Origin of the sequence: Parabacteroides leei, from assembly GCF_023369805.1 — a bacterium.
Taxonomy (GTDB): Bacteria; Bacteroidota; Bacteroidia; order Bacteroidales; family Tannerellaceae; genus Parabacteroides; species Parabacteroides leei.
Genome location: NZ_JAMBQG010000023.1, coordinates 1 through 11,528 on the forward strand (window position 1 = coordinate 1; position 11,528 = coordinate 11,528).

General features: G+C 38.2%; 11 protein-coding genes. 6 read left to right on the forward strand and 5 right to left on the reverse strand.

Features of this window, described 5'->3' with window-relative positions:
• Positions 1-146 precede the first annotated feature (146 nt).
• Positions 147-641 carry a cupin domain-containing protein gene (locus tag M1P97_RS22570; RefSeq protein ID WP_249390280.1) on the forward strand — a complete coding sequence of 165 codons (495 nt, stop codon included), beginning with the start codon at positions 147-149 and terminating at the stop codon, positions 639-641.
• A gap of 23 nt (positions 642-664) precedes the next feature.
• Here M1P97_RS22570 and M1P97_RS22575 read toward each other — a convergent pair whose 3' ends face one another.
• Positions 665-1,252, reverse strand: coding sequence for a phosphoglycerate mutase family protein (locus M1P97_RS22575; RefSeq protein WP_195375414.1), 588 nt, complete (start codon positions 1,250-1,252; stop codon positions 665-667).
• A gap of 117 nt (positions 1,253-1,369) precedes the next feature.
• Between M1P97_RS22575 and M1P97_RS22580 the strand changes: the two genes are divergently transcribed.
• On the forward strand, positions 1,370-3,442 hold the full coding sequence (locus M1P97_RS22580; RefSeq protein ID WP_249390281.1) for a HelD family protein: 2,073 nt from the start codon (positions 1,370-1,372) through the stop codon (positions 3,440-3,442).
• Positions 3,443-3,489: 47 nt separating this feature from the next.
• Here M1P97_RS22580 and M1P97_RS22585 read toward each other — a convergent pair whose 3' ends face one another.
• Positions 3,490-3,909, reverse strand: coding sequence for a pyridoxamine 5'-phosphate oxidase family protein (locus tag M1P97_RS22585; protein WP_195375416.1), 420 nt, complete (start codon positions 3,907-3,909; stop codon positions 3,490-3,492).
• A gap of 88 nt (positions 3,910-3,997) precedes the next feature.
• Positions 3,998-4,873: a helix-turn-helix domain-containing protein gene (locus M1P97_RS22590; RefSeq protein WP_195375417.1), complete on the reverse strand. Its 876-nt coding sequence runs from the start codon at positions 4,871-4,873 to the stop codon at positions 3,998-4,000.
• Between the two features lie 89 nt (positions 4,874-4,962).
• Here M1P97_RS22590 and pncB point away from each other — a divergent pair, with 89 nt between their 5' ends.
• Together pncB and M1P97_RS22600 are read left to right on the forward strand one after the other, a co-directional pair.
• Complete coding sequence (gene pncB / locus M1P97_RS22595; RefSeq protein ID WP_249390282.1) at positions 4,963-6,144, forward strand: nicotinate phosphoribosyltransferase; 1,182 nt, start codon at positions 4,963-4,965, stop codon at positions 6,142-6,144.
• A 116-nt stretch (positions 6,145-6,260) separates the two neighbouring features.
• The gene (locus M1P97_RS22600) at positions 6,261-8,432 is read left to right on the forward strand and encodes a tetratricopeptide repeat-containing sensor histidine kinase (RefSeq protein ID WP_249390283.1); all 2,172 of its coding nucleotides are present in this window, start codon (positions 6,261-6,263) and stop codon (positions 8,430-8,432) included.
• Here M1P97_RS22600 and M1P97_RS22605 read toward each other — a convergent pair.
• Both M1P97_RS22605 and M1P97_RS22610 read right to left on the reverse strand, forming a co-directional pair.
• Complete coding sequence (locus M1P97_RS22605) at positions 8,429-9,055, reverse strand: glycine zipper family protein (RefSeq protein ID WP_195375420.1); 627 nt, start codon at positions 9,053-9,055, stop codon at positions 8,429-8,431. The two genes, M1P97_RS22600 and M1P97_RS22605, sit on opposite strands and share 4 nt — an antisense overlap.
• A gap of 101 nt (positions 9,056-9,156) precedes the next feature.
• Entirely contained in the window at positions 9,157-9,699 is a 543-nt protein-coding gene (locus M1P97_RS22610) for a nitroreductase family protein (protein WP_195375421.1), read from the reverse strand.
• Between the two features lie 150 nt (positions 9,700-9,849).
• On the opposite strand from M1P97_RS22610, the gene M1P97_RS22615 reads away from it, so the two are divergent.
• Both M1P97_RS22615 and M1P97_RS22620 read left to right on the forward strand, forming a co-directional pair.
• Complete coding sequence (locus tag M1P97_RS22615; RefSeq protein ID WP_195375422.1) at positions 9,850-10,389, forward strand: RNA polymerase sigma-70 factor; 540 nt, start codon at positions 9,850-9,852, stop codon at positions 10,387-10,389.
• A gap of 74 nt (positions 10,390-10,463) precedes the next feature.
• Positions 10,464-11,474 (forward strand): FecR family protein, encoded by a 1,011-nt coding sequence (locus tag M1P97_RS22620; RefSeq protein WP_249390284.1) that lies wholly within the window; start codon positions 10,464-10,466, stop codon positions 11,472-11,474.
• Positions 11,475-11,528 lie beyond the last annotated feature (54 nt).

The following is an 11,528-nucleotide window of genomic DNA, read 5'->3' on the forward strand; positions in this document are numbered from 1 at the left end:
GTCCTTTTTGAGTTAATAATCAATAAAAGCGTTAAATCTTCACCTTTTAGAATGTGCAATTAAAAATAACAACCATATTTCTGACTTATTATCTATAAAATATTGAGTAATAATCGGTTGTAAATACAACAATTAAATCAAGAATTATGGCAACAATCTTAAAATCAGAAGAAAGAGAATTTAAAGAAGATTCCAACAAAATTGATAATTTCAGATTATTCTCGGATATCTCAAGAATCAAAAAAAGAGTAAATCCTGAAAATCTAAACTTTGACTTGAGACAATTAAACCCCGACCAATATTGTGCCGCATATCATTTTCACCGATATGCAGAAGAGTTATTTATGATCCTTTCCGGCTCTGCCACGTTAAGAACCCCCAAAGGCCTGGAAGTCGTTACTAGCGGAGATTTAATATTCTTTGAGAAGGGTGAAACAGGAGCTCATCAGTTATATAATCACACAACAGAACCTTGCATATACCTGGACATAAGAACATTCATCGGTCATGATATATGCGAATACCCCGATTCAAACAAAATATTCCTTGTCCCATCCTACGAAATATTCAACAAAGACACACAAGTCAACTATTTTGACGGAGAAGAAAATATCCAGGAGAAATGGAAAGAACTTCTATAATACCTTTCCTTTTAGAATATAGTCTATCCGGGAGTCCACTCTAAACTATCTACCAAAGGATTATCAACCCGGTATTGCATGAGCTCCCGATAGTTTTTTACCCCTCCAGTGAAAACCGCATGATAAATCTCTATACCGGGAATATTTACATTATCCGGCATATCATATTTGATCTGCAGAATCGTTCTTCGGATATCGAATGTCAAATGCCGGATAATGGCATCTGTCACCTTTTCTACCACACCATCGTATTTAGAACCGTTACGAAGATGAATCATATCAAACTTCCATAAATTCATCTCTTTATCTTTATACAAAGCATGCCATTCGATACATTCCTCCTCGGTATTGACCAGGTTCTTATATTGAATTTCTTCCAAAGCTAATTTTTCTGCCAGCTTACCCATTACAGCAAAGCTATCAGCAATAACCAACTCATCGGTATAGATATGCATGTCAATATCTTTGTTCTTCATTAACAGGCCAGTCTTCAGTGAACCGACAATATTTACCCTGGCACCAAGACTTTCCCAAACTGAAACAATACGGGTATTCTCAAGAATATCCCAGGCTAGTTGCTGATTGTGCTTTGAAAGTTCAATTATATCCATTACAATCGATTTAGGGCTACGAAAATACAAAAACGAGTTGATATATGGCTATAAATAGCTATTTAATACATCAGGAGACCAAAGTAACTTTGCCAACCTAACAACAAGTATAACATTATGATATTTAATCAAACAGAAAAACAAGAGAAAGAATATTTGCTACAAGTAATCGATATCCTAAAAGATTCGATAAATAATACGGATACATCAGTTAAAGAACATGTAGAAACATTACAAGAGTATAAGAGTTATATATGGTCAAATAAAGATATCGACCCTCACGAGATCCGCTCCATGCGTGAAAGCATTCTCAACCATTTTGCACTGGGAGAAAAAGTCATTGATAAACGCAAACGGCTGAGTAGAATACTGGATATCCCCTACTTCGGACGAATAGATTTTTCAGAGGTAAATAATCAAAAGAACGCCCCTCTACCCATCTATATCGGTATACATACTTTCTACGACATCCATACCAAAATAAACCTGATCTATGATTGGAGAGCTCCCATTTCAGGTATGTTCTATGATCATGAGTTAGGAGAAGCTTCATATATGTCGCCGGCAGGTGAAATTAAAGGAGTCGTTTCTCTAAAACGACAATACCGCATCCGGAATGGAAAAATGGAATATATGATAGAAAGTTCCCAGACTGTTCACGATGACATTCTACAAAAGGAACTCAGTGCCACTACCAATGATAAAATGAAAAATATCGTCGCCACCATTCAATATGAACAGAACAAGATTATCCGTAATGAGGATGCACAGGCATTAATCATACAAGGAGTTGCCGGATCAGGTAAAACATCCATTGCCCTGCACCGCATCGCCTACCTGCTCTATGCTTTTAAAGGAAACATTTCTTCAAAAGAGATCCTGATCATATCTCCTAACAAAGTTTTTGCCGACTATATATCAAATGTACTTCCGGAGTTAGGTGAAGAAACTGTTCCTGAAACCAGCATGGAACAGATCCTTTCAAGAATACTGGATAACAAATACAACTATCAGAACTTTTTCGGACAAGTAACAGAATTATTGGAAGAGTCAACGCCAAGCTTTACTGAAAGAATACAATATAAATCTTCCATCAATTTTATTTCACTACTTGATAAATTCATATTATATATCGAGAATAACTATTTCAAAGCCTCAGATATTCAATTGAATAATCACATAATTATTCCCGCCGGATTTATTGATGAGCAATTCCGTCGATTCAATCGTTATCCCATGCGTCAACGTTTTGAAACTATGACCGATTACATTCTCGAAATAATGAAAGTCCAATATCGTTTCAATATAACCACAGCAGAGCGCAACAAGTTGAAAAAAGAAATAAAGAAGATGTTTGCCGGTAATAACGATTTGCAAGTTTACAAAGATTTTTTTAGCTGGATCGGAAAACCTGAATTATTCAAGTTACGTAAAAACCGCATGCTTGAATACACCGATTTGGCACCACTTGCATACTTACATATTGCATTGGAGGGATACAATAATCAGTCACATGTTAAACACCTTTTGATCGATGAAATGCAAGATTACTCTCCCATACAGTATAAAGTTATCCAAAAACTCTATACTTGTCGTAAAACTATACTGGGAGATGCAAACCAGTCAGTCAATCCTTATGGATCATCCACTGCAGAAATGATCAGAAAAACAGTTGTTACAGGAGAGGTGATGAAACTCTGCAAAAGTTATCGCTCTACTTACGAAATTACGGCATTTGCTCAAAGTATCCGGACTAACGAAGAACTAGAACCCATAGAACGACATGGTGAACAACCTGCCATACTAAAATTCACTAATCAGGAAACAGAGATTGAAGGTATTTTCAATCTAATCTCCACCTTTGAAAGATCGGGGTACAAATCAATGGGAATCATCTGTAAAACAGAACAGCAGGCAAAAGAAACAGACAAGCAACTGAAAATTTATACAGATAAAGTCTATTTCTTGTCAAATCAAAGCTCCGCTTTTGTAAAAGGTATTATCATAACATCTTCACATATGGCAAAAGGACTTGAATTTGATGAAGTAATCATACCCATGGTAAATAGCAAAAACTATCACTCGGAAATCGACAGGAGCATATTATATGTAGCAGTGACAAGAGCAATGCATAAGCTTACACTGACTTATTGTGGTAAAAAGAGTACATTTATCGATTATAACGCATAGTTATAATCGATAAATACGTTCCACAGAGAGCTTTCTATCCTAAGAACTTATTCCACATTAAAATCCTCCGACTTGAATCCACTGTAGTACCTTCCCGAAAAGGCTGTGAATTTTAACACACAATAATCCGGATCCGTAACACCTTCTTTATAATACATGGTATCACCCGGATGCCATATCATTTCTTTACTGGCCGGATCTGTCAGAACCTCGATTGTTCCTTTTAACATTACCCCTTTAAAAAACCGCCTGTCACAAAAATAAATACAGGAATGGTCATTTGCTTTAAACTGTGCAACCCGCATAGAAGACGTATTGGTTGAAAAATAAAAAATACGGATTCCAACCCTATTACGAGGTTGCAACATGGCTTTAATATTGGGGAATCCTTCCTGGTCAACTGAGCCGAGGAAAGCAATTGTTTGTTTGTCGACAATATTTCCTATTGTCTTTTCTGCATCTCTCATAATTAAATTGTTATTTATTTTACACCAACGAAGATAAGGGAAAGTTCATCCGGTAACAGATCAAAAAACAAGGAAGAAATGTCACTTTTTACGGTTTATGAGTTTCCCGGTATGCCAGAGGTGTTTGTCCGGTATATAACCGAAAGGAACGGACAAAATAAGAAACCGTTTCATAATTAAGTATTACAGCAATCTCAGACACAGGCAGATCTGTATAGGTGAGCATCCGTTTCGCCTCTCCCATCAGTTTATTACGAATATACTGTTTGGCATTTACCAGCATAGATGCCGTTACAATCTCATTCAGATAATTTGGGGTGATACATAACTTATCGGCATAGTATCCGACAGAATGATGATTTTTAAAAGATTTATCGACCCAATGAATAAAATTGTTGATATGAGAGCTACGCTTCTCCTTACTAAGAACCAGCATTTCTCCCCTTTCCTTATATACTCTATCAAGTAGTACTAGTATTTCATACAGTTGGGCTCTCAATATATGATCTCCATGTCGACCGTACAAACCAATTTCTTCTTTAATATGGCTAATCTGCTGCAACAGCCGCGTGGAAAGAGATTCTACCGGATGTATCTTAGCAGCCGTGCTTCCAGGATCAAAGAAAGCAAGATGACGGACAAACTGGTCATCCTTAAAGAAAGCGGATAAAAACTCCTCCTCAAAAATAAGTGCATATCCATTCACAATACCATCTTTATCCCAATTACGTATTTCACCCGGTTTTGAAAAGATTACGTCACCGGGGCAGGCTTCATAAAACTGATTATCGATAGAAAAAGAGCCCCTACCTTCAGTTATAAAGGTAATATCATAGTAAGTCAACGTATGTACCGAACTCTTTTTCAAATACTTCTTGATACTTTTCAATTCGACAACATCGACCAACAACTCGTTTCCATATTTATTTTTATAGAAAGTATATCGAGATATTACACTTTTCATGCCGTAAAGATATCGAATTACTAAAATCCTCCCGCACATTTCCAAACAAATACCAACTTTTTCACGTTATAATAGTAAAAGATAGATGGATGATCATTAAAACTATATTAGATACAGACCTTTATAAGTTTACGACTTCGTATGCTTATATCAAACTATTCCCTTATGCAATGGGACGTTTCAGCTTTAACGACAGGGACAAAACAGAATACACCGAAGAGTTTCTGGCAAAACTCAAAATGGAAATAGCCCATTTAAGTCGCTTGAAACTTACAGATAACGAATTAGAATACATGACGCGACATTGTCGGTTCCTACCCCGTGTTTATTGGGAATGGCTCTCTTCTTTTCGGTTCGATCCGGAAAAAATAGAAGTCTATCTGGATGAAGCGAATCTATTGCATATAGAAGTAACCGACCTTCTATATAAAGTAACCCTCTATGAAGTACCTCTATTGGCAATCGTTTCAGAAATCAAAAATCGATCTTCTGGAAATATAGCCGATCCCGATCTGATAATATCCAAACTATCTGAAAAAGTCGTACTTTCCAACCTGCACAAACTTCCATTCTCCGAATTCGGAACACGAAGAAGATTTTCAGTAGATGTACAGAAGACTGTCATTAAATATTTAAGTGAAAAGGCTGAATATTGTACAGGAACTTCAAATTGTTATTTTGCCATGAAGTTCGGCTTGAAAATGATGGGAACACATCCGCATGAATGGTTTATGTTCCATGGAGCTCAATTCGGCTACAAACATGCCAATTATATGGCACTCGAAAACTGGGTGAATGTCTATGACGGAGATCTGGGTATTGCATTGTCTGATACTTATACCTCCGATATTTTTCTAAGCAATCTGAGCCGTAAACAAGCTAAGTTATTTGATGGGGTAAGATGTGATTCAGGTGATGAGTTTGAGTTTATCGATAAACTGACTACCCGTTACAAAGAGTTCGGTATAGATACCACCACCAAAACGATCGTCTTCAGTAATGCTCTGGATTTTAGTAAAGCCCTAGATATTATGGATTATTGCCGGGGAAAAATAAGATGTGCATTCGGTATCGGAACAAATCTCACCAACGATACAGGTTTCAAGCCTTCCAACATCGTTATGAAACTGTCGCAATGTAAAATGAATATCAATCAGGGATGGAAAGAATGTATTAAACTGTCGGATGATGCAGGCAAACATACAGGAAATCCCCATGAAGTACAGGCCTGTTTGTATGAATTGGGACTGGAATTGTCACCTATTCTATAAAAAAACAAAAACCTTTGATTATTGGTTGTTTTAGTTATTCTCAAACAGTTGGGATATCAAAAATAAGCATTTAATTTGTAACCACATTGAGGGTAAAAATTTTGCTTTATATTGATATGATTAAAAGCGACATAAAATGGGAGCATTCCCATATATGCAGACCAATTCTAATATCAGTTTATTTACTATTGGCTGCTTCCGTTCTTACAGTTAAGTGTACTCTGCATGCAGAAAACGCCACTGGCTGGAAAGATATTGATTTACTGGAAGATAGTCTATCCAAAGCACTAGACGCAATGCCCCGGGACTCTTTCTATCTATTTAAAATAACCGGACTCGAACTCCTTCTGTTTGATTCTCCACGATTCCTTTATTATGCAGAACTGAAAGAAAAAGAGGCCTGGCGGCAAAACCGTCTGGATTTCGTATGCGAGTCTTTAAGCGACAGGGCTCTTTATTACGTAAATAAAAATAATATTGACTCTTTCTACTACTGGAAAGATAAAATGGATCCGCTGGCACTGGAAAATAAAGAATACAACTATTATTTCTTTCTGGCAAACACAGAAATCAGGGTCTTACTTGACCAAAAAAAGATCCAGCAGGCTATCCAGACAGCCAAAAAAATGTATGACACAGCAAGAAAATACGATAGTTTGGAAGGCTTGGTTGCATCCAATATGGGGCTTGGAGAAGCAATGATAGGTGCCAAAAGGTACAAGGAAGCAATGGATTACTTCGAAACAGCTTGGTCATTGATCCCTCCGGAAGAAGTTAGATGGAAAGCGTGGCAATTAAATATCTGCCAGAACCTGATCACAATCTGTAGCATTACTAATGAATATTCAAATGGGTTGGAATTTATCAAGCGTAATGAAAATTTGATAGAACTTATCAGAAAACAAAAAATAGATGACGGTGAGAAAAAGAGCTTTCTCATGAATGAATGGATAAATATACAGATATGGAAAGCTAAATTTTATACCAAGCTGGGAAAACCGGGCGAAGCATTAGCGATAATGAATGATATAAAAAAAAGTTATCCGGATATGGCAGACAGCAGGCTGAAAGCACATAGCCTAGCCATGGCCGATTATTATGAAGCAACCGGTAAATACAACCAAGCTTTGGCTATATTCCAAAAAGCTTATCAGCCCATGGAACAGGCAAATGCAGAACAAAGTATCGACATGATGGAACAAAAAGCCAGGCTACTGACTCTAGCCGGGTTTCATAAGGAAGCTGTTGAACAATTTCAAAAACTCAATATCCTGAAAGATTCTATCAACAGTGCATGGCTAGACTCACAATTAAACGAGTTCAGGACAATTTATGAGACAGATCACCTGAAACTGAAAAATAATGAACTCGAACTGAAATTCAAGCATAACCAATTGAAAACGAGTTACATCATACTTATTTTAGTATTCCTTACATTACTATACATATCCTTCCTTTACCTTCGTATTGCACGAACAAAAAAGAAACTCGAGAAATCAGAAGCCGAATTGAAACGGGAAAAAGAAGAACTGATAAAATCGGAAGAGAATCTACGGATTGCCAAAGAAAAAGCAGAAGAAGTAAGGGATATGGCTCTCAAAGTAGAACGCAAAGAATCGTTCTTTGCCAACATGAGTCATGAAATACGTACACCGCTAAATGCTATTGTAGGTTTTTCTAACCTACTGGCATCCGATGAGGATATCAGTCCGGAAGAACGTAGTTTATTTATCAAGACGATCAACCAAAATTGTGAATTACTGCTGAAGCTGATAAACGACATATTAGATCTGTCGCGTATGGAATCCGGGAAAATGTCTTTTTCATTTGAAAATTACAACCTGTCGGAGTTGATTTCGGAAATATATAGAACGCATCAGGTATCCATTCCCCGACATCTGGAATTTATAAAATCAATTCCGGAAAAAGCATTGATTGCCCGTATAGATAAAACAAGACTCAAACAAGTCATATCCAACTTCATCAACAATGCGGTGAAATTTACGCCGGAAGGGCATATCAGGATCGGTTATCAACCGGACGAAACGAATCATAAGATAATCCTGTTTGTAGAAGATACCGGACAAGGTATCCCGGAAGAACATCAGAAAAAAATATTCGAACGCTTTTACAAAATGAATGATGCAGATAAAGGTACCGGACTAGGTTTATCGATCAGTACGGTCATTGCCGAAAAACTCGGAGGTCATCTGGATCTTCATTCAAAAATTGGAAAAGGGAGTTGTTTTTCGATCATATTACCATACGATGAAGAATTAAATGCTTAATATCTGCCTGTAGGCAGCGTAAAAGTTTCCTTATCCGTCAAATAACCGTCTGAGGATTTCAGCCGGACAGAAATACTAATTTCTCCGGCTTTCAATTTCGGTGAAGCATGCAAAGTGATTGTGTAACTCATCCGTTTACCGGGTTGCAACTGACCGATCGTAACCGGATTGGACAGCTTCACATACTTACTTCCTTTCTCCACTTTGATAATAGGTTCAAGATTGTAAGCAATCTGTTGCCCCTCATTCGAAAGAATAAACGAAATACGGCAAGTTTCCCCAGCATCCACGATCTGGTTATTATTCCGGTCTTCCAGATAAATATCTTCTATAACTACGTATGGAAGTTGGTATACCCTGGCATTTGTTGCATTTCTATTGCGCTGATTCTGAGAAGAAGCTGCAGTTGCCCCCAAAACGGTTCCCCCGACCGAACCTACGAACGATCCGATCGCTTCACCACGATACCCACCCGCCGCATGCCCGATTAGTCCTCCGGCAACCGTTCCGGCCAGCATTCCAACCTGTGACCCAACGATCGTTCGCGATGTCGGATCCATCGTTGCACATCCGGTCGAAAGTACCGGAATCATCAAAAACAAAAGCCAATCCTTCATTCTCATATCAATAATCAATTTAGTTACCCGCTAAAATACAACTATTTAACAAATAACATCTGATCAAAAACGTTATAATATTCGTCTAAACAGAAAACACGACTTCTTTACCACCTGTTAAAATGAATATTTTCCGGTTTATACTTATCTTTCGGAGTATCCTTATGCAAAGGATAACCTACTGGAATAAAGTTTAATGGAATAATATGCCCCGGCAAAGCCAACCTCTTACGAACAATAGCTATCCGGTCTTCCTCCGGATAAACGGCAGTCCAAACTCCCCCCAATCCCATAGCCTCAGCAGCCAGAAGCAAGTTTTCTGTGGCTGCGGAACAGTCCTGAATCCAGTATTCATCATCCAGACCATGATAAGCTTTGCTTAAATCACCACATACAACTATAGCAGCAGAAGCTTTAGCCGCCATTTTTGCATAAGGTAACAGAGACGCAAGATTATCGAGTGTATCCCGATCGTCAATCACGACAAAAGCCCAAGGTTGTTTATTCACAGCCGACGGAGCAGTCATTGCCGCCTTTACCAACACTTCGAGTTGCTCTCGGCTAACCGACTGCTCTGTATATTGACGAACGCTTTTACGATTTAGGATCACACCGATCATACTTTCAAAATCCGATTTAATTGTATTCATATCTATTTTACCTTCTTATATATCTAAAACCTTGTAACCTTTCGTTTTGTTGCCATTCTTTTATCTAGTTTTAATAATAATTGGTAATATAAAAAATATACTATCTTTACGCACCAAATAGAAAAAGGAGATCTACACGAGATATAATAAATGAACGACGATATATTTATTCTGAATTTGATCCGACAAGGTGACGAACTCGCATTCAAAAGTCTGTTCGACAGATACTTTGTTCCTCTATGCCGCTTCATGAATATCTATTTACAAGATAAAAAAGAAGGGGAAGACCTGGCCCTGGACTTATTCACTTACCTTTGGGAAAATCGTGAGACAATACAGATACAAATATCTCTCAAAGCCTATCTTTTCCAATCTGCACGTAATCGTTGTTTCAACGCTTTGCGCGACAAAAAGACTTATACGTCTCTTGACGAGCTAGAGCTACATCCGGAAGACAGTCTCCAGTCGACTCTTGAACTGGAAGAACTGACAGAGTTGATAAATGAAGCGATCCTCAGCCTGCCCGACAAATGCCGTGACGTATTTATCAGGAGCCGCAAAGAAAACAAATCGAACAAAGAAATTGCTGAAGAAATGGGGGTTTCAATAAAAACAGTTGAAGGCCAGATAACCAAAGCCTTAAAGCGTATTAAATCTTATTTGGGAGACGGTTATTCTTATCTTTGGTAAAAAAAATCAAAGAAAGAATAAGGGTTGCCGTTATTTCATGTGTCATACTTACAAACACCTAAATGTTACAAGATATGAGGAAAGATATTCCCTGGAAATTGATCATCGGCAGACAAAAGCAGCTCCTTACTCCGGAAGAGGAACAGAAGCTTGGTGAATGGTTGTCGGACGAAAAACACCAGGTATTGTACAGCGACATTGAAACGATATGGAACAATATCCGGGAAACATCTGCCGATTATACGCCTGACACGGATTTCTACTGGAAAGAGCTATCCAGAAGAATGCAGAAAAGCAGAAGACAGGAACAGCCGGCCGTTATTCCTATCCGCCGTTTCAGACAATTCATCGCAGCAGCCTCAATCCTGTTACTTATTGCTGTTTCCGGTACTTACTTTCTACTAACCGGTAAGCAAGAAAGGCAAATTGCAGAAGTGCAACGATATTCCATCTATTCAGGTAAGTCTAAGGTGTTACTTCCTGATGGAACGGAAGTATGGTTGCATGGAAAAAGTACCCTGGCCTACACGACCGGATTCTGCAAAGAAAACCGGGAAGTCTCGGTTGACGGAGAAGCCTATTTTTCTGTTACTCACGATAAAGAAAGTCCCTTTATTGTGAAAACAGACGGTATGGATGTTATCGTACATGGTACGAAATTCAACGTCGAATCGCATTCGGGCAATCCCTGCATTCAGGTTAGCTTGGTTGAAGGTTCAGTTGCCCTCCGGACAGACTCTGATTACAAAATGTTGAAACCTGGTGAAGCCGGTATTTTCGACAAACAGAATAACTCGCTGAGTGTAGAAAAAGCAGACGTAGAGTATGCCAGTTTGTGGACAGCCGACCAAATACGGTTTGAACAGAAAAATCTGAAAGAGATATGTCGTTCTCTTTCCAAATGGTATAACATACAAATCGACTTGGATCCGACGATAGCCGAAAAGTATGCTTTTACATTTTCTTTGCGGGATGAACCGTTGGAGCAAATCCTCCGGATCATGTCACGGATCAACCCGATCACTTACGACTTTGATGAGAATAATAATTTGACAATAACAGCTGCTACTAAAATAAAAAAGTAAAGCCTATGAATTGATTGGTATAATTCACGGTCTGACAACTACTATCCGACCGTT

What these genes read in the sequence shown, in the direction of transcription:
- M1P97_RS22590 (WP_195375417.1), bottom strand. Translation starts at nt 4,873, where the DNA reads ATGAAAAGTGTAATATCTCGATATACTTTCTATAAAAATAAATATGGA.
- M1P97_RS22580 (WP_249390281.1), top strand. Translation starts at nt 1,370, where the DNA reads ATGATATTTAATCAAACAGAAAAACAAGAGAAAGAATATTTGCTACAA.
- M1P97_RS22615 (WP_195375422.1), top strand. Translation starts at nt 9,850, where the DNA reads ATGAACGACGATATATTTATTCTGAATTTGATCCGACAAGGTGACGAA.
- M1P97_RS22585 (WP_195375416.1), bottom strand. Translation starts at nt 3,909, where the DNA reads ATGAGAGATGCAGAAAAGACAATAGGAAATATTGTCGACAAACAAACA.
- M1P97_RS22605 (WP_195375420.1), bottom strand. Translation starts at nt 9,055, where the DNA reads ATGAGAATGAAGGATTGGCTTTTGTTTTTGATGATTCCGGTACTTTCG.
- M1P97_RS22570 (WP_249390280.1), top strand. Translation starts at nt 147, where the DNA reads ATGGCAACAATCTTAAAATCAGAAGAAAGAGAATTTAAAGAAGATTCC.
- M1P97_RS22575 (WP_195375414.1), bottom strand. Translation starts at nt 1,252, where the DNA reads ATGGATATAATTGAACTTTCAAAGCACAATCAGCAACTAGCCTGGGAT.
- pncB (WP_249390282.1), top strand. Translation starts at nt 4,963, where the DNA reads ATGATCATTAAAACTATATTAGATACAGACCTTTATAAGTTTACGACT.
- M1P97_RS22610 (WP_195375421.1), bottom strand. Translation starts at nt 9,699, where the DNA reads ATGAATACAATTAAATCGGATTTTGAAAGTATGATCGGTGTGATCCTA.
- M1P97_RS22620 (WP_249390284.1), top strand. Translation starts at nt 10,464, where the DNA reads ATGAGGAAAGATATTCCCTGGAAATTGATCATCGGCAGACAAAAGCAG.
- M1P97_RS22600 (WP_249390283.1), top strand. Translation starts at nt 6,261, where the DNA reads ATGATTAAAAGCGACATAAAATGGGAGCATTCCCATATATGCAGACCA.